Origin of the sequence: Anabaena sp. FACHB-83 (assembly GCF_014697485.1) — a bacterium.
Taxonomy (GTDB): Bacteria; Cyanobacteriota; Cyanobacteriia; order Cyanobacteriales; family Nostocaceae; genus Nostoc_B.
Genome location: NZ_JACJRY010000007.1, coordinates 71,135 through 92,238 on the forward strand (window position 1 = coordinate 71,135; position 21,104 = coordinate 92,238).

17 protein-coding genes and 1 pseudogene are annotated in these 21,104 nt (G+C 40.2%); 9 read left to right on the forward strand and 9 right to left on the reverse strand.

Going from position 1 to position 21,104, the window contains the following annotated elements; genetic code table 11:
* Positions 1-89: 89 nt before the first annotated feature.
* From H6G79_RS10905 to H6G79_RS10920, 4 genes are all read left to right on the forward strand, one after another.
* Positions 90-827 (forward strand): phycocyanobilin:ferredoxin oxidoreductase, encoded by a 738-nt coding sequence (locus H6G79_RS10905; RefSeq protein WP_190588666.1) that lies wholly within the window; start codon positions 90-92, stop codon positions 825-827.
* Positions 828-1,915: 1,088 nt separating this feature from the next.
* Entirely contained in the window at positions 1,916-3,355 is a 1,440-nt protein-coding gene (locus tag H6G79_RS10910; RefSeq protein WP_190588667.1) for an HlyD family efflux transporter periplasmic adaptor subunit, read from the forward strand.
* A 218-nt stretch (positions 3,356-3,573) separates the two neighbouring features.
* The gene (gene devC, locus H6G79_RS10915; RefSeq protein ID WP_190588668.1) at positions 3,574-4,728 is read left to right on the forward strand and encodes an ABC transporter permease DevC; all 1,155 of its coding nucleotides are present in this window, start codon (positions 3,574-3,576) and stop codon (positions 4,726-4,728) included.
* A 293-nt stretch (positions 4,729-5,021) separates the two neighbouring features.
* A complete protein-coding gene (locus H6G79_RS10920; RefSeq protein WP_190588669.1) occupies positions 5,022-5,756 on the forward strand; it encodes a DevA family ABC transporter ATP-binding protein in 735 nt (244 codons plus the stop codon).
* 186 nt (positions 5,757-5,942) lie between these two features.
* On the opposite strand, the gene H6G79_RS10925 is transcribed toward H6G79_RS10920, so the two are convergent.
* Positions 5,943-6,725 (reverse strand): hypothetical protein, encoded by a 783-nt coding sequence (locus tag H6G79_RS10925; protein ID WP_190588896.1) that lies wholly within the window; start codon positions 6,723-6,725, stop codon positions 5,943-5,945.
* 115 nt (positions 6,726-6,840) lie between these two features.
* Between H6G79_RS10925 and H6G79_RS10930 the strand changes: the two genes are divergently transcribed.
* Positions 6,841-7,635, forward strand: coding sequence for an HAD family hydrolase (locus tag H6G79_RS10930; protein WP_190588670.1), 795 nt, complete (start codon positions 6,841-6,843; stop codon positions 7,633-7,635).
* Between the two features lie 100 nt (positions 7,636-7,735).
* Here H6G79_RS10930 and H6G79_RS10935 read toward each other — a convergent pair whose 3' ends face one another.
* Positions 7,736-8,389, reverse strand: a complete 654-nt coding sequence (locus H6G79_RS10935; protein WP_190588671.1) for a PEP-CTERM sorting domain-containing protein — start codon at positions 8,387-8,389, stop codon at positions 7,736-7,738.
* Positions 8,390-8,730: 341 nt separating this feature from the next.
* Positions 8,731-8,937 carry a hypothetical protein gene (locus tag H6G79_RS10940; RefSeq protein WP_190588672.1) on the reverse strand — a complete coding sequence of 69 codons (207 nt, stop codon included), beginning with the start codon at positions 8,935-8,937 and terminating at the stop codon, positions 8,731-8,733.
* A gap of 389 nt (positions 8,938-9,326) precedes the next feature.
* Here H6G79_RS10940 and H6G79_RS10945 point away from each other — a divergent pair, with 389 nt between their 5' ends.
* A complete protein-coding gene (locus H6G79_RS10945) occupies positions 9,327-9,890 on the forward strand; it encodes a TetR/AcrR family transcriptional regulator (RefSeq protein ID WP_190588673.1) in 564 nt (187 codons plus the stop codon).
* A gap of 273 nt (positions 9,891-10,163) precedes the next feature.
* A complete protein-coding gene (locus H6G79_RS10950; RefSeq protein ID WP_190588674.1) occupies positions 10,164-11,807 on the forward strand; it encodes an alpha/beta hydrolase in 1,644 nt (547 codons plus the stop codon).
* Between the two features lie 59 nt (positions 11,808-11,866).
* On the opposite strand, the pseudogene H6G79_RS10955 reads toward H6G79_RS10950, so the two are convergent.
* Positions 11,867-12,079 (reverse strand): annotated as a pseudogene (locus H6G79_RS10955) (transposase); the annotation flags it as partial.
* Between the two features lie 81 nt (positions 12,080-12,160).
* A complete protein-coding gene (locus H6G79_RS10960; RefSeq protein ID WP_190588945.1) occupies positions 12,161-12,319 on the reverse strand; it encodes a transposase in 159 nt (52 codons plus the stop codon).
* A gap of 78 nt (positions 12,320-12,397) precedes the next feature.
* Here H6G79_RS10960 and H6G79_RS10965 point away from each other — a divergent pair, with 78 nt between their 5' ends.
* A complete protein-coding gene (locus H6G79_RS10965; RefSeq protein WP_190588675.1) occupies positions 12,398-12,937 on the forward strand; it encodes a hypothetical protein in 540 nt (179 codons plus the stop codon).
* Between the two features lie 29 nt (positions 12,938-12,966).
* On the opposite strand, the gene H6G79_RS10970 is transcribed toward H6G79_RS10965, so the two are convergent.
* Entirely contained in the window at positions 12,967-17,205 is a 4,239-nt protein-coding gene (locus H6G79_RS10970) for an NB-ARC domain-containing protein (protein WP_191049354.1), read from the reverse strand.
* Between the two features lie 222 nt (positions 17,206-17,427).
* A complete protein-coding gene (locus tag H6G79_RS10975; protein WP_190588677.1) occupies positions 17,428-18,156 on the reverse strand; it encodes a hypothetical protein in 729 nt (242 codons plus the stop codon).
* A gap of 613 nt (positions 18,157-18,769) precedes the next feature.
* On the opposite strand from H6G79_RS10975, the gene H6G79_RS10980 reads away from it, so the two are divergent.
* Complete coding sequence (locus tag H6G79_RS10980; protein ID WP_190588678.1) at positions 18,770-18,976, forward strand: hypothetical protein; 207 nt, start codon at positions 18,770-18,772, stop codon at positions 18,974-18,976.
* Positions 18,977-19,151: 175 nt separating this feature from the next.
* On the opposite strand, the gene ilvC is transcribed toward H6G79_RS10980, so the two are convergent.
* Complete coding sequence (ilvC, locus tag H6G79_RS10985) at positions 19,152-20,147, reverse strand: ketol-acid reductoisomerase (RefSeq protein ID WP_190588679.1); 996 nt, start codon at positions 20,145-20,147, stop codon at positions 19,152-19,154.
* A 340-nt stretch (positions 20,148-20,487) separates the two neighbouring features.
* The gene (locus H6G79_RS10990) at positions 20,488-20,925 is read right to left on the reverse strand and encodes a thermonuclease family protein (RefSeq protein WP_190588680.1); all 438 of its coding nucleotides are present in this window, start codon (positions 20,923-20,925) and stop codon (positions 20,488-20,490) included.
* Positions 20,926-21,104: the final 179 nt, after the last annotated feature.

A 21,104-nucleotide genomic window follows, 5' to 3' on the forward strand; every position in this document is an offset into this window, starting at 1 on the left:
TATGTAACAGTTTGCTTAATGTTGCGCGGCAGAATAGAAGTGGCACGGCTGGCTGTAGACTGGCCTTAGATAGCATTTCTGATGAGAATATGTCATTTACTTCAACTCCCTCACTCCGTGAACAACAACATCCCCTAATTCGGCAGTTAGCTGATAGCATCGAGGCGGCTTGGCACAAGCATTTAGAACTGTCGCCTTACCATTTACCAGCAGAGTTGGGATATGTGGAAGGTCGATTAGAGGGTGAAAAACTGACAATTGAAAATCGCTGCTATCAAACACCACAGTTTCGCAAAATGCACTTAGAACTGGCGAAGGTGGGAAATATGCTGGATATTTTGCATTGCGTGATGTTTCCGCGTCCAGAATATGACTTACCGATGTTTGGTTGCGATTTAGTTGGTGGTAGAGGGCAAATTAGTGCAGCGATCGCCGATGTATCTCCGGTACACTTAGACTTGACCTTGCCAGCTTCCTATACAAATCAACTCACCGCACTCAAAACAATAGAATTTTCCCAACCGCGAGAGTTACCAGAATGGGGTCACATCTTCTCGGAATTTTGCTTGTTTATCCGTCCTAGTTCCCCAGAAGAAGAAGCGATGTTCTTGGAACGTGTGCAGGACTTTTTAGAAGTACATTGTACCCAAGCGATCGCAGCTAGTCCAATTTCCCCTGAACAAACTCAGGAAATTATCGCTGGACAACGCAACTACTGTACCAAACAACAACAAAACGATAAAACCCGCCGCGTCCTAGAAAAAGCCTTTGGGCAAGAATGGGCAGATAATTATATGACGACAGTATTATTTGATTTACCAGAATAAGTCCTGAGTCATTTGTTCTTTGTCATTTGTTATGTGTAAAAAGCAGTCCCGATGAAACAAGTTTCACAAGCTTTGTATGAAAGTGCGACTCGTATTTTTACTCAGCACTTAGCACTCAGCACTCAGCACTTTCAACTCAGGAGGTAGAAATTAGGAAACAGAAGGAAAAAATTTCAGGACTTACGCAAAAATTCTCAAAAAGCTTAATTTATCGAACCGCCAAGTCGCCGAGAACGCCAAGAAATCGTAGAGTCTGCGTAAGTCCTAAATTTTATACTACATTTGACGAAGCAGAGCAAAACCCATCTACACACTTCAGACTTTCTTCCCCTGCCGCATCTGTAGATTCTGTTACGTTTTCCTGCAACTGATAAATGTAGAATTTAGTTATAGCAAGAAGCATATAGATTAGGAAATTTTGAACATACAAATGCTGAAAGAATACTAATGCTTCTACCTCCTACCTCTGGTTAGTGAATCTCGACACTTCTCCTACCGGAGACGCTACGCGAACGACAAGCTCAGTGCATCGCTTCGCTCGATTACCGCGCAGTCGAACCACTGCCTCTTGCTATGACAATAGTTTAATGGAGTTTAACCATAGCTGTAGCATCTGTGGAGCGAATTTCCCAATGAGTTCAAAGTTAACAAACCTAATAATTAGTTGACTACAAGTTTAAGGAAACTGTAATGTTAGGGATGCGCTATTTGAGAAAATTGATTGAAAATTTGTAATTGCTAGTTCATAATTAAGTTTCTGATAAAGATTGAGTTTCCAACTGAACCGGGGTTGCTTTTCAAAGCGGTGGATTCTCATTGATATTTTAATTACGCATTAGCAATTGTCTTGATTGTTGCATCTATTGAATAACTAGTAGTTTGTCCCATTAATTTTGCTCTACCACTACTGAAAATTAATGAGATAAACGCTACCTACTATTAGCGCCATGATGTCAAAGTTGTGGCTCTAAGTATTAATTGGCATCAAATTTCAGAGGGTATTTAGTAGAGGTAATTTATCAAATCTCTACTACGTCTCATACTTTTTTATATCCATCAGCACATTTTTAAATAAACAGGCAACAACCATGTCAAGGGTGACTGAGAAGCCAAGATCAAGGCCACCAATACTTGATCCAGAACAACCTAAGATTTGGTGGGGCATCGCTGTAGCCTTACCAATAGTAATCGCTGCGGGGTTACTAACTACAGCTAAAGTTGAGCAATTGAAAAAGATTAACTCATCTGTACCAGTCAGACCAGTTGCTAACACTATTAGTGCAGTAGGGCGTTTAGAACCACGCGGTGAAGTGATTAAACTTTCTGCACCAGCAGCCGGATTACAATCTGCATCACGAGTGAAGCAACTGTTTGTCCGCGAAGGAGAACAGGTGAGAAAAGGACAAGTGATTGCCCTTTTAGACAATCATGACACTCAGTTAGCCAATGTCGAACAAGCAAAAGCCAAATTACTAGAAGCGCGTGCTAATTTAGCCCAAATTCGAGTGGGTTCACCTAGAGATGTACAAGCGCAACAAGCGGTAATTGCTCGACTAGAAGCTCAGTTACGCGGCGAGAGGGATGCTCAACAAGCCTCAATTACTAGAATTGCATCGCAGTTGAGTGCAGAAAAACTAGCTCAACAGGCGACAGTCGATCGCTTGGAAGCAGAATTGCGCGGACAAAGTGATAGCTTAAGAGCCACTTTGACACGTATCCAAGCCGAACAGCGTAATGCTCAAGTTGATGCTGGACGTTATGATTTTCTCTATCGCCAAGGTGCTATCTCGCAGCAAGAACGAGATAGACGGCGACTGAGTGCGGTTACGGCTCAACAGCAGGTAGTGGAAAGTCAAGCGACTCTCAGACAAGCGATCGCAACTTTGCGTCAACAAGTTGCAGAAGCTAGGGCGAACCAAGTCAAAACCTTAACCAGCTTACAACAGCAACTAATTGAAGCTAGAGTCACCCGTGACAAAACTGTAGCCACTTTACAAAGACAACTCGACGAAGAACGAGCCAGACTCAAGAGATTGATAGAAGTTGATCCGACGAATGTTCAAATGGCGCAAGCACAAGTTAGTAATGCGATCGCTACTGTGAGACAAGCCGATGCAGAACTGCGATTAAGCTACGTTCAAGCACCAACTTCTGGAGAAATTTTAAAAATTTACACCAAGTCAGGCGAAGCCATCAGCCCCAATGGTATTGCTGAAATTGGTCAAACTGAGCAAATGATGGTGGTTGCAGAAGTTCCAGAAGATAGTATTAGTAAAGTTCGGATTGGTCAAAGTGTTGCTGTCAGTAGTGATAATGGCGCTTTTGAAGGTGAATTAAAAGGAACTGTGGCTGAAATTGGCAGAAAAGTCGGTAAAAAAGATGTGTTGAATAATGATCCGGCTGCTGATGTTGATGCCAGAGTTGTAGAAGTTAAAATTGCCATCTCTCCAGAAGATAGCAGTAAAGTTTCTGGCTTAACTAATGCCAAAGTTCTGGTTGAAATTAATAACCCATCAGCTTCTAATTAACTAGCAGAAGGCAGTGGTTCGGCTTCGCTCACCAACCAGGCAGGTGTTCACTGAGCGTAGTCGAAGTGAGGCAGGAGGTAAAAGTTTGATTATTCCTGGCATTCCAGCTTTCAAAATTTCCTCACATATCTGACTACCGCCCTAGCTTGTGAAAATACACATTGATCAGATGAACAGTTACTAATCTGATTTATTCCAGAAGACCATTGATAAATAACATGATTCAAAAAATACCTCTCGCTTGGCTACAAATGACGCGAGATAAAACGCGATTAGCCGTAGCTTTAGCTGGGATTGCTTTTGCTGATATTTTGATGTTTACCCAACTCGGTTTCCGAGATGCACTTTATTACAGTAACGTGCAGTTACATAGTAGTTTAAATGGTGACATTGTTTTAATTAACCGCCAATCTAATGCGATTTTGTCTATGAAAAGCTTTTCGCAACGGCGGTTATATAAAGCTTTGGATTTGCCAACAGTACAATCAGTACATCCCATATATTTAGATTACACTGCTTGGAAAAATCCAGTCACAGGGCGGTCACGTACTTTACTTGTGTTTGGCATTAACCCGGAAGTTAATTTATTTAATTTACCTGGAGTTTCTGAAAATCTCGACAGATTAAAGCTACCTGATGTAGTTTTATTTGACCGTTCTTCTAGGCAGGAGTATGGGCCGATCGCCTCTGATTTTGATCAAGGTAAAACTGTCACTGCCGAACTCAGAAGACGCAAAATTAAAGTAGTCGGATTGTTTACTTTAGGCACATCTTTTGGTGCGGATGGTAACTTAATTACCAGCGATGTTAATTTTTTACGTATCTTTAATACCCGTCAGCAAGGCTTAATTGATATTGGCGTAATTAAAGTCAAGCCAGGAGCAGATGTTCAGGCTGTAGCGAAAGATTTACGCCAATATTTACCCCAAGATGTGAATGTATTGACTAAACAAGATTTTATCGATTTTGAACGTCATTATTGGGCAAGTAGTACAGCCATTGGCTTTATTTTCAGTTTAGGAACAATTATGGGTTTTATTGTCGGGACTGTAATTGTGTACCAAATTCTTTATACAGAAGTGTCCGACCATTTATCCGAATATGCAACTTTAAAAGCTATAGGCTATACACAAAAATATTTGTTAACAGTGATTTTACAAGAAGCTTTATTATTAGCTTGTTTGGGATATTTACCTGGATTATTTTTTACAATTTTAATGTATCAAAAAGCCAAAGATGCTACACTTTTACCAATTTTTATGACTTTTGACAGAGCAGTTTCGGTATTAATATTAACCATGATTATGTGTTTTATATCTGGTGCGATCGCTGTACGCAAGTTACGTTCTGCTGACCCGGCTGATATTTTCTAAATCATTTTGATAAATATGTAGCAAGCAATCAGTTTTTATTATCAAAATGATATATATTTAATGCTTAAACTGTCACTATAACTGTAAGAACTTAGAATACAGAATCCAGAAGCCAAAGTTAATAAGAGTTTGATAACTAATACTATAAGACTATCAAAACTTTCATCTGGCAAACTCTTGATTGATTTATGATGCTGAATTCTGAATTCTGACTCCTGAATTCTTACTCATAATTTGCAGACAGGCTCTAGAGTTCCGAGAAGCAATTATCAACTTCTAAACAACAACTGAACATGAGACAAGAACCTGTAATTGCCATTAAAAATCTGAATCATTACTATGGCAAAGGCTCACTAAAAAGACAGATTTTATTTGACATTAACCTGGAAATTTATCCAGGAGAAATTGTGATTATGACAGGCCCTTCTGGCTCAGGTAAAACAACATTACTGAGTTTGATTGGCGGTTTAAGGTCTGTCCAAGAAGGTAATTTAAAATTTTTGGGTGTAGAATTATTCGGCTCTAGCCAAACTCAACTAGTACAAATTCGGCGTAACATTGGCTATATTTTTCAGGCGCACAACTTACTAGGATTTTTAACTGCGCGGCAAAATGTCCAAATGGCGGTAGAACTGAATGATAAAGTCAGTCAAAATGATGCGATCGCCAAAGCAGAAACCATGCTAACTGCTGTTGGCTTAAAGAACCGAGTTAATTACTATCCTGATAACTTATCTGGGGGACAAAAACAAAGAGTTGCGATCGCTCGCGCCCTAGTGAACAATCCGCCACTAGTGTTAGCAGACGAACCAACTGCCGCCTTAGATAAACAATCAGGGCGTGATGTTGTAGAAATTATGCAGCGTCTCGCCAAAGAACAAGGAACTTCCATTTTGTTAGTAACACACGACAACCGGATTTTAGACATAGCTGATCGGATTGTCGAAATGGAAGACGGCCTTTTAGCCCGTGACTCCCAAAGCGCCGTTATTAGTTACGATGCTGGAGCATGGAGCGAAAAAGCATAACATACATAGTAGGGGACAGGTAACAGGCTTTTGCCGTGAGCTTTAGTCGAACGGTGACATTTGCTATCTAGATTTGATCATTGACAAATGTCTTAACTACCTTGGCTATGGCTATACCAATTTGTAGTTGATACAAGAGACTCTTTTTCTTTCCCTATTCCCTACTCCCTACTCACGACTCCCAGTCTATTTAGCTGGGGCATTTGCTTGGCGACTAGTCCGAAACGTGACATTTACGCCATCATTGGATTGTTCTAACACTAGTAATGGTGTGGGTTTAGCTTTTTGATCCCAGTGCATAGTAGCAAGGCGACCTTGAATTGTCGGTTGCCATGTATCTTCATCGTCCATCGGGCTAAGATAAGTCTCGATGCAATCAATAATTTGGCTAATTGTGGCGGAAGTTGCTTGGGTGGGTAACTTCATCAGCTTAACTTGAATGCGGAATAGCACCCGTTTCGCAATGTTTGGCGGTGTACCACTTTCATATTCAACATCAAAAATCTCATCCACCTGTCGCCCTGCACTATTGGCTATTCCCACAGTCCCTTGTTGAGATTGGTTGGGACGCAAAGCTTGAGAAATTTTATCTTTGACTCTGATTTTAATTTGGTTCAGAATCGCAAAATGAAATACTTCTTCAGACATCCGCATCCGTAAATAATCGAGGTTGAAGTCCCGTGAGTTTACCAAATCCGGGTTAGTTTCCATTTTGCGGATTGTGTCTAGCGCCAGTTTAAACTTTTTCTCTAGCTCTCTAGCACGGAATTTTTCAAATTTAATTTTTTTCTCTAACTTAGTCATCTGGATTTTGCCAAACACAATCAACCCAATCACCGCTACAGCCAGCCCTCCAGAGGTAATTAATAAAAAGGGCGGTGCTGGGGAAGGTTCACTAGCGGCTGGTTTTTGAGTAACTTTTTTTGTTTTTGCTGGTGGAGATTGCGCCAGAAGTATAGGATTTAGCATGGTAACAATAAATTTACTTGTCATTGTTTAGAATGCCCAAATCCTCAAGGTCATATTGCTGTGTTATTAGTATTTTTAACAGCTTTTTATAAACTGCGTATATACAGTTACTAATATGTATTATTTAAATCTAATTCCTATATCTCAAGCTGCATCTAGTTGCTGGAGTAATATCCGCCTGATTGCTACTGATATGGATGGGACTCTAACCAAGGAAGGAAAGTTTTCTACTGCGTTATTACAAGCGTTAGAAGAATTAACAGCATCTGGAGTTGATGTATTAATTGTCACAGGACGTTCTGCGGGTTGGGTAAGTGGAATTAGTAGCTTAATGCCGGTTGCAGGTGCGATCGCTGAAAATGGTGGTATCTTCTATCCCAAGGGTAGTGAACAGCCCATTGCTTTAACTGCGATTCCTGACTTAACATTGCACCGCCAACAATTAGCAGCCGTTTTTGCCGAATTAAAACAGAAATTTCCCCAAATTCAAGAATCTGCGGACAATCGTTTTCGCCTCACAGACTGGACATTCGATGTCGCGGCTTTAACTGTAGAGGAATTACAAACTTTAGGTAATCTCTGTGAATCAATGGGGTGGGGATTTACTTACAGTACAGTGCAGTGTCATATCAAACCCCAAGGTCAAGATAAGGCTGTAGGTTTATTGCAAGTATTACAAGCACATTGGCCTGACTACTCACCCACACAAGTTGTCACTGTTGGTGATAGTCCCAATGATGAGAGTTTATTTGCAGCCAATAATTTTCCTGTTTCTGTGGGTGTAGCGAATATCGTAAAATACGCCAGTCGCTTACAAAATCGACCAATTTACGTCACCAGTGCAGCTGAAGCCGCAGGATTTTGTGAGTTAGCTAGTTATATTTTAAAATCGTCTACTCAAGCAGAATAATTATGCGATCGCCATTCAAAGGCAATCAAGAATAAGAAAATCCCCATCATTACAATCAGGGGATCTATAAAAAGGTGAATTTCCACACTGATGAGAAACTTTATTGATCTATTGTCGCTTTCTGCCCACGCTTCTTCCTTTTGATTAAAGTACCCAAACCCGTTACAGCAGCAATACCGAAAATAGTTGATGGTTCGGGAACTGTGGTAACAAAATCTAAGGTGTAGTTCTGTATCCCACCAACTGTTTCCTGTATCCAGAAAGTGTAAGTACCAGCGCCAAGTCTACCGCTAGGAAAACCCACAAAGTTGTTTCCTTGAATTGATGCTGCTGTACCTAAGTCGTCTAAGACATTATCTCCTTGTTGGGTTCCAGGCGCGGCACCAATTAAAGCTGCACCTAGTAATGGAGGATTATTAATTAGGCTAGTAATACGAGAACCTCTTTGGACTGCTAAAAATCCTTGATTTGCCCCTGTACCATCTAGCCCGGTATAAGTAGTTAAGATAACTTGACGCAATTGAAGACCAGCAGGAATAGTGAAGGTAAAGAAATCTCTGTCCAGAACGGGATTATTATTACCAGTGGTAGAACCACTAATTCTGTTAGAACCAACTGAAAGATTCACTAGTGTTGGGTTTAAGTTGTCGCCAGATAAGTCACCATCAACAGCTTCATTATATATGAGGGTGGCTGCATGAGCATTGGAAGCAAAAAATAAGGTAGCTCCTATTCCCAACAATAAACTTTTCATTTATCTGCCTCTGGTGTAGTTAAATTCAAGTGATTGAGCTAAAACTTGGCTTTTTGAGAAAGTATTTTTCTGTAGCTATTAAGCTTTAAATTACATAATTTCCCATGATGTTACTTGATGATTATCTGTTAATAGTAAGCAGTTAACCACCAACACAAAAGATATCTAAAATTATGTGCGTCTCCGTGTAATAGCTTAAGCCCCAGAGTAATTTTAAACTAAATTCGTAAAGGTAAATTTAAGGAATTAGTCAAAAATACCGATATTAAACTGAGATTTTTATTATTTTCGTAAAGACTAACGTCGCAATCTAAAAAATAACAAATTTCCTAACCCGTGTTTTATGCGTTTTGAGATTCGTTAGTCTGCTGAGATTGTGCTTGTTCAGATATGACAACAACCCGGCCATTTTTTACCACTGTAGAATTTTTAACAGTACTTTGACTGTGGTTGATTGGCTGATTTTGGCACTGCTGTTGGTGAGACATATTTTGTTCCTGTTGTTGGTTGAGAATTACGACACAACTGGAGCAGGAAACTGTAGACATAAGATTAACTTGAGTTCTATATCCATTATCGCGCTTATTGCTGACACTAACAGGACTTACTCGCAAAGATTATTAATGAGTAATGAGTAATGAGTATTTACTAGGACTTATGTAAGAACTCTCTCAAACTCTTATATAGTTTCCTACCCTGCGGGTAGCCGAAGAGTGCGTCTACGTTTTGCGTAAGCCCTGTAATCCTTACTCATTACTCAAAAAACGACCAAACTTTTTCACTCATTTAGTTGACGCATTACCGTCCAGACGGTACACTAAATTTAGTCTACCAACTAAACGGTAAACTAATGGCAGAAACCTAAATTCACAAAAAATCTCATTGCTAGATAAATTGTCTGGTGAAGACAATTTATCTAGCTCCTTAATTCAACGCTATGACTGCTAATAAAAAAACAAAATCTGCGTCTGTTACCCGTACAGCATTGTTAGAAGCAGCAGGGCGAGTGATGGTAGCATCTGGTTTCAAGGCTCTGACGTTAGAAACTGTCGCTCGTGAAGCAGGTGTCAGTAAAGGTGGATTGCTTTACCACTTTCCTAGCAAAGAAGCCTTGATTTCTGGGATGTTGCAACAGCTAATTGATGAAAAGACACTATCACTAGAGAATGAATTAAAGCAAGATGATGCACCCGATACACCTGGACATTGGCTGAGGGCTTATATCAGGTCATTTAAAAAGTTTGATGCTGAAGCGATCGCTATTCATTTTAGTTTTCTAGCTGCGATCGCCGAAAATCCAGAATTACTTGAGCCAGTGCAGAAACACTTAGCTGATTGGCAACAGCAAATCGAAAACAGTGGAATCGATCCAGCAATAGCAACTGTAATTCGTCTAGCACTTGAAGGTCTTACCTTCGTCCGCATCTTTGGTTTAGGAGTTCCTGATGAATCTTTGCAAAAGCAGGTCTTTGAAACTCTACTAAAATTGGCACAAGAGTAATCAGTTATTTCAGATAGTCGTAAAAAGTGATTTGAGTGCTTTCTGAATCTGATGTTTGCATCTGGAAATTTTGTTATAGCTATCTGGATGATGTGTAGAGTCAGCTTGACTGCAAACATAGTCTTGTCACCAAAGTTTTCTCACAGTCGATGAATAGTCAGATACCACCGAAGTATTATTTCTGGTGATATTTCACTTTTGTCTGGCAAAACCTTCTATATTAACGATCGCATCCTAATATAACCTTGATAATTCTCCATTTAGCAATAACTTATGAAAAAACTGCTGAAATACTTGGGTTTGGGGCTATTATCCACTGTTTTATCAGCTGCTCCTAGCTGGGGAGCCGAACGTATTAGCTTATTTTATCCCCCCTTTGGAGAATTTTCGTTATCCACAGATGCGCTAGAAACCTTCGCCAAAGAAGGCAAAATTACTGGAGAGTTAGACATTTATGCCCAGCGTGCCACACCGGAACAACTGGCGCAACTACGAGAGCTTTTACAACAGCGATTTAGTGCCACACCTACTTTAGTTTCACAGTTTACTTATTCCCCCATCGGAGAGCAAGTTGTACAACGTTTAGGAGAATTGTTACTTACAGAATCTCGCCAAAATGGTTTTTATGCTGTGCGGGCGGCTTTGATTTTAGCTGCGGCAGATTCTAAAGAAGGTTTAACGGTTGTCAATATCATACGTAAGTTTCCTTCGCCCACGATTAAATTAAATTTCTCCGAAGGAATTAAGATAGTCAACAATTTATCAGAATTACTCAAAGATAGAGATGCAGTTGTGGCATATTTGCAACAACAAGCGATCGCTGAATCTAGCAACGCAAACATAGATTTTTCGCAAAAGCCAGATTTACGCCAGCCAGGAAAATTGCCGTTGCAAAAATTGTACTTTGAGTTAAATGACACTAAACGCGATCGTCGTCTACCACTAGATGTTTACATACCACAAGTCACAACCCAAAAGCCTTTTCCCTTAATTGTGATTTCTCATGGGTTAGCTTCAGACCGCTATGCTTTAGCTTATCTAGCAGAACATTTAGTTTCCTATGGTTTCGCCGTCGCCGTATTAGAACACCCCGGTAGTAACGCCCAACGCTTTCAAAAATACTTTGCTGGTTTAGCAGGGCCACCACAACCACGAGAATTTATCGACCGTCCCTTAGATGTCAAATTTGTCCTTGATGAACTCCAAAGCTTAGAAACATCTAATCCTCAGCTACGAGGAAAACTCAACTTTCAGGAAGTTGGAGCCATTGGACATTCTTTTGGTGGTTATACAGTATTGACTTTAGCCGGAGCTAAACTGAACTTTGCTCAGTTGCGTCGAGACTGTTATCCCAATAGATCCTTGAATTTATCTTTATTACTGCAATGTCAAGCTGCTGAATTATCCGAAACAGATTATGCACTACAAGATCCGCGAATTAAAGCAGTGATGGCCATTAATCCAATTAACAGTTCAGTCTTAGGCGAAAATGGCATCAGTGAAATCAAAGTTCCCGCAATGATAGTCACGGGTAGCCAAGATATTTTTGCCCCCGCCATCCCCGAACAGATTCGTCCCTTTACTTGGCTAACTGAACCTAACAAATATCTAGTATTAATTGAAAATGCTACCCATTTTTCTGCACTACAAGAACCTGCTCCAGAAAATAATGTTTTACCTGTACCAACCGGTTTATTAGGGCCAGAGCCAGAACCCGTTTATTCATATTTAAAAGCATTAAGTGTGGCTTTTATGGAAACAAATCTCTTAAATAATGCAGAATATCGCCCTTATTTACAATCATCTTATGCTCAATATATTAATCAAGCACCTCTCAATATCACTTTGTTAAGTAACCTGAGTACAGAACAATTAGCACAGGCCTTAAAAAATGGCACAAATAAAAAACAAAAATAGAAATTTCCTTACAGATATAGCAGGGTTAGCGCGTCTCAAAACCTATTGACAGTGGGATTCTAGGAGAGGATTGAATTGGGGAGAGATGCGGCCAACACAGAAAGCATATACTGATCATTAATAGCGGCTCGCCGAGACTTTTGGCGAATACTGCGGCGGAAAGAGGATTCTCGCTCTAAGGCATTAAGAGCAATGCGACGTAGCAAAGAAAAATTCTGTGGACTGTGCAGAGAACGAATTCGACATTCATCTTCATTAAAAGTGACATCTAATACCAAATTAAAAAATGATTGCGACAGATGGATGACTCAAAAGCCTACCGATCAACCCTTACCCAATCCAAAATCTAAAATCTAAAATCCAAAATGGTATAGCGTCCAATGAACAGAATTTTCAATACCCCAATGCTGTCGAATCGCACTACCAATTTTGTTAGCATCACTGGCAAGATTAGTAATGTAAAATTGCAGGGTTTGAGATGTGCTGACCTTGCCCAAATAAGAAGTTATCATAAAGCACAAACCAGATGAAAATTGGCTCGGCTATATTAAACATTATCTTTAAAATAATGTCTAAATAATTAGTTAATTATGCGTAAGTTGTTACTTGGTATATTCGGTAGTGTTGTAATCGCATTACCTCAATCTGTAATGGCTACAGTGGGATTTGCAGAATGGGAAGTGACAACAGCCAACGGTAATTTTATTACCCACAGTGACCCATACAAAGATGAGTGCGGCACCTGTTTAATGAGCAACCAGCGTAAAACTTTAGCTTCCCAAGTTCAATGGTGGAGATATTATCGCAGGCATGTTACAGGTCAAGCGGCTGAGGGTTACTTTTTGCTTGACGAGCGTACCGAAAGTATTCAATTTTGGGATAGTGAAGCAGACTTAGAGAAGGCTGTGGCACTTGCGAATATTGGTAAGCCTGTTTCGCAGCGCATGACTGGGCAAGATGGTTGGAATGCAACATGGATTCCGATAATGCGGCAAATGTACTGTGATAAAAAGAATGTTGAGCGTGTACTGGCAGAAATCCCTAACCAATCGGAAAGGGAAGCTATGCGTAAAAAATATAAAGAACAGTGCCAACTTTTGAAGCTTCAGCTTTTACCAAAAAATAAATAAATGTTGACTCAGAGAGCGATTTTTAAATTTTATCGCCACCACCGTGAAACATCTTGGATAGCAGAAGCTGTATCTCTCAATGCTTGTTCGCCACCTAAAGTATCTATAATTGGAGTTAATATACTTATATCACTAAGTAAACCTGGGCGAGTGTAAACAGATAAGATGTGAAGAGTTTTTCCCCAGAGACAAAAAAGTTGAGTTTTTTGTATTTGTAAAAGTTTATTCACCAAACTACTCAGGACTTGGGCGCGATGCTTCTCATCCTGAATCTTCCTAGCAGCAGCTACAGCCTCTGGTAACAATTCTGGCAATTTATTAGCCAAATCACTTAGAACATCAGCACGATACTCTTCATCCTGAATCTTCCTAGCAGCAGCCACAGCCTCTGGTAACAATTCTGGCAATTTATCAGCCAAATCACTTAGAACATCAGCACGATACTCTTCATCCTGAATCTTCCTAGCAGCAGCCACAGCCTCTGGTAACAATTCTGGCAATTTATCAGCCAAATCACTTAGAACATCAGCACGATACTCTTCATCCTGAATCTTCCTAGCAGCAGCCACAGCCTCTGGTAACAATTCTGGCAATTTATCAGCCAAATCACTTAGAACATCAGCACGATACTCTTCATCCTGAATCTTCCTAGCAGCAGCCACAGCCTCTGGTAACAATTCTGGCAATTTATTAGCCAAACTACTTAAGGCATCGACGCGATACTTTTCATCCTGAATGTCCCTAGCAGCAGCCAGAGCCTCTGGTAACAATTCTGGTGGCAATTTATCAGCCAAACTTCTTAAGGCATCGACACGATACTTTTCATCCTGAATGTCCCTAGCAGCAGCCAGAGCCTCTGGTAACAATTCTGGTGGCAATTTATCAGCCAAACTTCTTAAGGCATTGGCGCGATAGTACTCATCCTGGATTTCCCTAGCAGCAGCCAGAGCCTCTGGTAACAATTCTGGTGACAATTTATCAGCCAAACTACTTAAGGCGTTGGCACGATAGTACTCATCCTGAATTTCCCTGGCAGCAGCCAGAGCCTCTGGTAATAATTCTGGCAATTTATCAGCCAAACTTCTTAGGGCTAAGGAGCGAGGATACTCATCCTGAATCCCCCTGGCAGCAGCTACCGCCTCTGGTAATAATTCTGGGAATTTATCAGCTAAACTACTGAGAATATAAGCGCGATAGTACTCATCCTCAGTCTCCCTGGCAGCAGCCACCGCCTCTGGTAATAATTCTGGTGGCAATTTATCAGCCAAACTACTTAAGCTATCGGCGCGACAATGCTCACTCAGAATCTCCCTGGCAGCAGCCAGAGCCTCTGGTAGCACTTCTGGGAATTTATTAGCCAAATTACTTAGAGCATCGGAATGAAACGCATCATACTCAATCTCCCTAGCAGCAGCTACAGCCTCTGGTAACAATTCTGGCAACTGAACAGCCAAACTACCCAGAATAGAGGCGCGAAACTCTCCATATTCAATCTCCCTAGTAGCAGCCACAGCTTCTGGTAACAATTCTGGTGGCAATTTATCAGCCAAACTACTTAAGGCTTGGGCGCGATACTCCTCATCCTGAATCTCTATGGCAGCAGCCAGAGCCTCTGGTAATAATTCTGGAAATTTATCAGCCAAATTACTTAGGGCTTGGGCGCGACTTGACTCAAACTGAATCTCCCTGGCAGCAGCCACAGCCTCTGGTAATAATTCTGGCAATTTACCAGCCAAACTACTTAGAATATGGGCGCGATACTTCTCATCCTTAATCTCTCTAGCAGCAGCTAAAGCCTCTGATAACAATTCTGGTGGTAATTTATTTGCTAAACTACTTAGAGCATCGTTGCGATACTTTTCATCCTCAATCTCCCTGGCAGCAGTGAGAGCCTCTGGTAACAATTCTGGCAATTTATCAGCCAAACTACTTAAGGCTTGGGCGCGATACATTTCATCCTGAATTTCCCTGGCAGCAGCGAGAGCCTCTGGTAATAATTCTGGGGGCAATTTATCAGCCAAACTACTTAGAATATCAGCGCGATTATAACCATTCTGAATCTCCCTGGTAGCAGCGAGAGCCTCTGGTAATAATTCTGGAAATTTATCAGCCAAACTACTTAGAATATAGGCGCGACTTGATTCAAACTCAATCTCCCTGGTAGCAGCCAACGCCTCTGGTAACAATTCCGGCAATTTATCACTCAAACTTCCCAGTACTTCGGCGCGATTCTCCTCATCCTGAATTTCCCTGGCAGCAGCCACAGCCTCTGGTAACAATTCTGGTGGCAATTTATCAGCCAAACTACTTAGAATTCGAGCACGCCTAAACTCATCCTCAGTCTTTCTGGCAGTAGCTAGAGCCTCTGGTAACAATTCTGGCAATTTATCAGCCAAACTACCTAGTACCTGGGCGCGAAACTCCTCATCCTGAATCTCTCTGGCAGCAACCAGAGCCTCTGGTAACAATTCTGGCGGCAATTTGTCAGCCAAACTACTTATGGCATCGGCGCGATAGCTCTCAAAATGAATCTCCCTAGCAACAGCCAGAGCCTCTGATAATAATTCTGGTGGCAGTTTAACAGCCAAACTACTTATAATAAAGACGCGAAACTCTTCATCCTCAGCCCCCCTGGTATCAATCTCCCTAGTAGCAGCCAGAGCTTTCGACAGTGCTAATTCTTTTAACTTTGATGGCAAATGATTGGCTAGCTGTGTAAGCAAGTTTGCTTTCTGTGATGGATTCGAGCTTTGTATTGCGTAACTGAGTCCTTGCTCAGGAGTCCACATATTTTTTTCAACTAACGCAACCAGCAGCCCTACTGGTAAATCAACTCTTAAACTATTAAGGGATGCAATAATTAAAGCATAGCGACACTGCAACCCAATAACTTGAGCCAAGGTTGTTTCAGTCCAGGAGTTTTCTGCCAATTCCCAAGCACGAACAACATCAGTTACAAAATTGGCAGTTTGTGACAAGCGATCGCAAGCTTCGTACCAACCATTACCTCCTGTTTCTGAATCTTCTCGTAATAATTCGTGAATTTCTTCTACCTTTTGAGCCTTGGACAAATGCCAAACTAAATGCTGATGGATATACCCGTCATTGGGTAAGGTATGCCAAAGATTTTTAGAGGTTTTATTTCGATAAGTCTCCAAAAAAGTAGCGTGAGCAGAGGCTAAAGTTATACCCAAACCCGATAGATTATCTTCATCCTCTGAGTTTGGTGGAGCAGTCAACAAATTACGTGCTAAGTCATGAAATAAGTCATGTAAACGGTACGTTGGTGTCCCATCTTTTAAAGGAACTCCAGGCGATAAAACTGCTTTATTTTCTAAGTATTCCAATGTCTTAGCAGCATCATATATATCCATTTTCCATAGAGTCGCTGCCATCATCTTAGTGATGGTAACATTTTTCGGTAATACCCCCAACCAAGAAAAATGCTCCTGCTCTTCTTTAGGCATTCGCTTGAGACTCAAATTTAATGATGCTGTTAAGCACAAGCGTTTTAAAATGGTTTCATCAGTAATTTCTTCTGCTTTTGGTCGATTAAGATTTTTTAATCGCGCTACCTCTTGCTGAAAATCCTCTAATAATTGAGTCCAAGTTGTACAACTGGCGATTTCAGCAGCTACCAATGACAACGCCAAAGGGAAATAACCAACGGATGAAGCTAAATCTTGCGCTGGCTGATATTCTATAGCAGTAATCGCGCGTCCTAATTTTTTAGTTAGCAGTTCCATTGCTTGGGATGGTTCCATCACATCCAAACAACATGGGGGGTTAGCTCCGAGAGCTTCGGCGATTTCTGCATCGCGGGTTGTTACCAAAACTTGACAGCTAGCTCCACCAACATTAAATGCTTGTGCATCCTCTATATTCCAAACATCGTCTATTATTAGCAGCACAGCTTTTTCATACAACAATGTACGCAGTTGATTGGAAGTTGCTTCCACACTGATGGGTTTAAAGTTGTAGTCCCCCAATGCTTGTACCCAAGCACTAAGCAGCGATAAAAGATTAGGCTGTTGACCTAAAGTTACCCAGAGAATCCCGTCACAAAAATGAGCTTGCACCTCTTGGTCATGTGCTAAAGCCATTGCCAGGGTAGATTTACCAACCGCAGCCAAGCCATCAATAGCTGTCACGACCAAAGCACCTACATCTGATGAATTTTTCAGCAGACGAGTTTTTAACTCTCGGCTGTATTCGAGACGTTCTACATAATAATTTGGTAGAGATGGTGCAAGTAAGGTATCAATCATCTTGTATATTACTGGCTTTTACAGCTTTTGATTGACTAGATATCTCCAAAAACGCTCAAAGCCTTTATGTTCTTCTAAAATTAATTTTACTTTAAGCAAGGTCATAAGTTATGCTCTCATCATCTTCTATACCAATAAATCATTTAGGATTGCTATAATTCGCCATTGCAAAGCAAAAATTGAGCAACTTGATTAATCTAGTAACCGCAGATAAATTTGTATTTATCTAGGTAGAGCATATTTAGGTTTAGCTACCAATTCTTTAAATTTATGTTGATTAGCAAATTGTATTAGTCCATCCATACATTCTGTAAAGCTATCAAAAACATAATCTACTAGAATTAAGGCTTTAGCTTTCTGTTCTGCACTTAATTCAATATTGAGCAGACAATTTTCATTGGCAAATTGAAAATGCTCATTTTCTACATTTACATGGTGCTGACTAATGTAAAAACATTTTTTATTTTTTACAGCTTGTAATTCATCACCAACCTGCGCCATTGCGCGTTGGGCGGTACTTCCTGTAGCTTCTATTGCGGCAATAATCACTATTTTTAGTAAGATGTCATTTTCATAACGACACATTGCTACTAAATTATTAGATAGACGGCGCGTTTTGATAGTTTTTTCACTCCAAATAAATTTGAGAAAGTCACTGAAGCGCATTACCTGATCAATTCCCAGGGTATCTAAATCTCTGAGATACCATTTCCAGTGACTACCATCTTCTACTGACTGCTGGTTAATGATTTTTTGGAGTGGATGATCACTCAACTCATCTTTGAGAATATCATTATTTAAATCTTTAAAGCTCATAGCAAAATGAGCTAAACAAGGAAACCAGACTAATCGCTGTTCCGGGTCTATTTTACTATTGGTTAAAAATTGAAAAAACGGTAATTCAGAAAACTTTTTTTCTTGGTGTTTAATATATTCTAAAACATCTTGCATACTATCAACCTATGATTTGTAATCAGGAATCTAGGCAATAAAAATTTAGTTGAATCTTGAGCAAGTTCAACAATATTAGGAACACATAAATTATTGTAGAGACATAAAAAACAGCATCTCTGCAATATTTATCAATTCCTAGTTCAATTTGGAATTGAGATGATTTGTTTGTATAAACTTTACACAGTTAAGTAGGCTTTAAGCTTGAAGAAGTTTAGTTGGATGATTAAGTAGTGATTAACCGTCTAGAGTAAATATAAATAATAGCTGAGAGAAAAATCAAGCCTGTTCCCGTAAATTCATGTATTTTTTACAAATACTCCCAGGAATGTACTTAAGTAAATCACACAGTTCATCTTGATGATGACGTGCAATCATAGCATTACCAAGGAAATCTACATTCTTGGTTAATCTATTTCTGTGAGTGAAGTTTGTGTAAAGTTGGTGTAAAAATATATACGTAAAATCGGATTGACAAGCTTAATCAAATGTAATCAACCGTATGAGCAATCTGCATCTCAACCATGTATAATCTCAAGCAATACGGACTAATCAATAATACAAACGCCAAGTTTAACTTAAACTACTAAAAATTTTTTATAAATCTAAGGCTATGATTTCTCAAGATTATGATGTCTATGCTGTCGATGAACTGCTTAGAAAAATCAGAATTAAGGAAAGTCAATTAAAAATTGCTCAAGCATCAAATCTGCTTTATACTTCGGAAGCATTAAACCATCAAATTTTAGAATTACGCCGTCAGCTATCTGAGGCAGAAGACCCAGAAATTAAAGCGTTGATGAGTTTATTGGAAGATTAAGGTTGACTTGGGATGTTAGGGGAGAAGGGGGACAAGGTAGACAATGGAGACAAGGGAGATATTGGAGTATTCTGAAAAGTCTTTTGGTGTGGTTTGTCTTAATACTATGTTGACGCAGAGACGCAATTAAACTGCGTCTCTACTATGACCCGTTTTACGTGTGAATGAACCGAAGTTAGACTTTTTTCAGCCAGCTAAACATTGCCCGTAGGTCTTTACCGACTACTTCAATGGGGTGTTCGGCTTCTTGACGACGCATAGCGGTAAATCCTGGTTTACCGGATTGATTTTCTAAAACGAATTCACGGGCGAATTGTCCTGATTGAATTTCGCGGAGAATTTTCCGCATTTCGGCTTTGGTTTGTTCGTTAACCACTCTGGGGCCGCGAGTGTAGTCACCATATTCGGCGGTGTTGGAGATGCTATCGCGCATTGTGGCTAAACCGCCTTCTACAACTAAGTCAACAATTAATTTAACTTCGTGCAGACATTCAAAATAAGCCAATTCGGGCTGATAACCAGCTTCGACTAAGGTTTCAAAACCAGCTTTGATTAAGGCACTCAAACCACCACATAATACGGCTTGTTCGCCGAACAAATCAGTTTCGGTTTCTTCGCGGAAGGTGGTTTCGAGGACACCAGCACGAGTACCGCCAATACCTCTAGCGTAAGCCATAGCGCGATCGCGTGCCTGACCACTAGCATTTTGATAAACCGCAAACAACGCAGGTACGCCTTGTCCTTGTTCATAAGTCCGGCGCACTAAGTGACCAGGGCCTTTGGGTGCTACCATAACCACATCTACGTCAGCAGGTGGTACAACCTGCCCAAAGTGAATGTTAAAGCCGTGGGCAAACGCTACTACATTTCCAGCTTCTAAATTAGGTTCAATTTCGTTTTTGTAAACTGTTTTCTGTACTTCATCAGGTAACAAAATCATGATGAAGTCAGCCGCTTTGGCTGCATCGGCAACATTTTTCACGGTTAAGCCAGCAGCTTCAGCTTTTTGTGCTGACTTACTGCCAGGATATAGCCCCACAATCACATTCAAACCGCTATCTTTTAAGTTCAGGGCATGAGCATGACCTTGGGAACCATAGCCGATAATAGCAATAGTTTTTCCAGCCAAAAGGTCTAAATTGGCATCTTCGTCATAGTACATCCGGGCCATAGAAGCATCTCCTGTCAGCAAGCATCACAATTATTTATAGGCAGGTTTTTGATCTTACCGTAAATTGTGTAACCACAGATAAGCTCCGAAGCATGAAAATTTCTCTGTAATCCTCAGAATACAGAAGTCAGGCGTGTTCGCATTTGGTATTTAATATGTGAACACAAAAGACAAGGGAGACAAGGAAGACAGGGTAGACAAGGGAAACAAGGAAGAATGATTTTGATAAATCATTTAAGATTGCTATAACTCGTAGTTTGAAACTATGAGCATCTGCCTCTAGTAAAACAATTTATTAATCATTCTGACTTCTGACTCCTAAATTCTTCCCAATCAATAGTTATCTTGGGATTTTTTTAGTTGTGTCTGGATTAATTTGCTGCCATATTCCTAGTCGTTTATTTTGAGCATTGGCTTGGGCAATTAAATATTGAGTTTTAGTTTCTGAGCAGTAGTAGATAGTATCTTGGTCAATAACTGCGTTACCTTCGGCAACTAAGCGGAGATTGACTGATTGATTATCTACGAAGATTTCGCCTGTAATGCGATCGCCTTCATCTTCTGTAACTCTTCTAATCACTACAGGACTACCTGCTGGTAATAATTGGTTGAGTTTCTCGGTTGCTGCTAGATTATCTGGTTTTTTTGTTGCGGGTAAATTAATACAAGCAAGTTTTACTGTCTGAATTTGTCCTGTATCATTTTTAACGGTAATTATATTGCTATTGCCGACATTCAGCACTGTCGCTAGAACTAAAAGTAACTCTACAAAATTCATCTTTTAAAAATAGGTATTTTTTTACACCATATTTTCGAGTGTATTTTACTTGTCGGGTAGCTCCTGTGATTTGTCTCACATAGACAGATTCAGCAAAATACTGGTTACATAAATTGCAACAAATCCAATAATAAAACTTTCCTCGGTAATACTGAAATTAATTTCATCTTTCCGAGGTC

What these genes read in the sequence shown, in the direction of transcription:
- H6G79_RS10905 (WP_190588666.1), top strand. Translation starts at nt 90, where the DNA reads ATGTCATTTACTTCAACTCCCTCACTCCGTGAACAACAACATCCCCTA.
- H6G79_RS10910 (WP_190588667.1), top strand. Translation starts at nt 1,916, where the DNA reads ATGTCAAGGGTGACTGAGAAGCCAAGATCAAGGCCACCAATACTTGAT.
- devC (WP_190588668.1), top strand. Translation starts at nt 3,574, where the DNA reads ATGATTCAAAAAATACCTCTCGCTTGGCTACAAATGACGCGAGATAAA.
- H6G79_RS10920 (WP_190588669.1), top strand. Translation starts at nt 5,022, where the DNA reads ATGAGACAAGAACCTGTAATTGCCATTAAAAATCTGAATCATTACTAT.
- H6G79_RS10925 (WP_190588896.1), bottom strand. Translation starts at nt 6,725, where the DNA reads ATGCTAAATCCTATACTTCTGGCGCAATCTCCACCAGCAAAAACAAAA.
- H6G79_RS10930 (WP_190588670.1), top strand. Translation starts at nt 6,841, where the DNA reads ATGTATTATTTAAATCTAATTCCTATATCTCAAGCTGCATCTAGTTGC.
- H6G79_RS10935 (WP_190588671.1), bottom strand. Translation starts at nt 8,389, where the DNA reads ATGAAAAGTTTATTGTTGGGAATAGGAGCTACCTTATTTTTTGCTTCC.
- H6G79_RS10940 (WP_190588672.1), bottom strand. Translation starts at nt 8,937, where the DNA reads ATGTCTACAGTTTCCTGCTCCAGTTGTGTCGTAATTCTCAACCAACAA.
- H6G79_RS10945 (WP_190588673.1), top strand. Translation starts at nt 9,327, where the DNA reads ATGACTGCTAATAAAAAAACAAAATCTGCGTCTGTTACCCGTACAGCA.
- H6G79_RS10950 (WP_190588674.1), top strand. Translation starts at nt 10,164, where the DNA reads ATGAAAAAACTGCTGAAATACTTGGGTTTGGGGCTATTATCCACTGTT.
- H6G79_RS10960 (WP_190588945.1), bottom strand. Translation starts at nt 12,319, where the DNA reads ATGATAACTTCTTATTTGGGCAAGGTCAGCACATCTCAAACCCTGCAA.
- H6G79_RS10965 (WP_190588675.1), top strand. Translation starts at nt 12,398, where the DNA reads ATGCGTAAGTTGTTACTTGGTATATTCGGTAGTGTTGTAATCGCATTA.
- H6G79_RS10970 (WP_191049354.1), bottom strand. Translation starts at nt 17,205, where the DNA reads ATGATTGATACCTTACTTGCACCATCTCTACCAAATTATTATGTAGAA.
- H6G79_RS10975 (WP_190588677.1), bottom strand. Translation starts at nt 18,156, where the DNA reads ATGCAAGATGTTTTAGAATATATTAAACACCAAGAAAAAAAGTTTTCT.
- H6G79_RS10980 (WP_190588678.1), top strand. Translation starts at nt 18,770, where the DNA reads ATGATTTCTCAAGATTATGATGTCTATGCTGTCGATGAACTGCTTAGA.
- ilvC (WP_190588679.1), bottom strand. Translation starts at nt 20,147, where the DNA reads ATGGCCCGGATGTACTATGACGAAGATGCCAATTTAGACCTTTTGGCT.
- H6G79_RS10990 (WP_190588680.1), bottom strand. Translation starts at nt 20,925, where the DNA reads ATGAATTTTGTAGAGTTACTTTTAGTTCTAGCGACAGTGCTGAATGTC.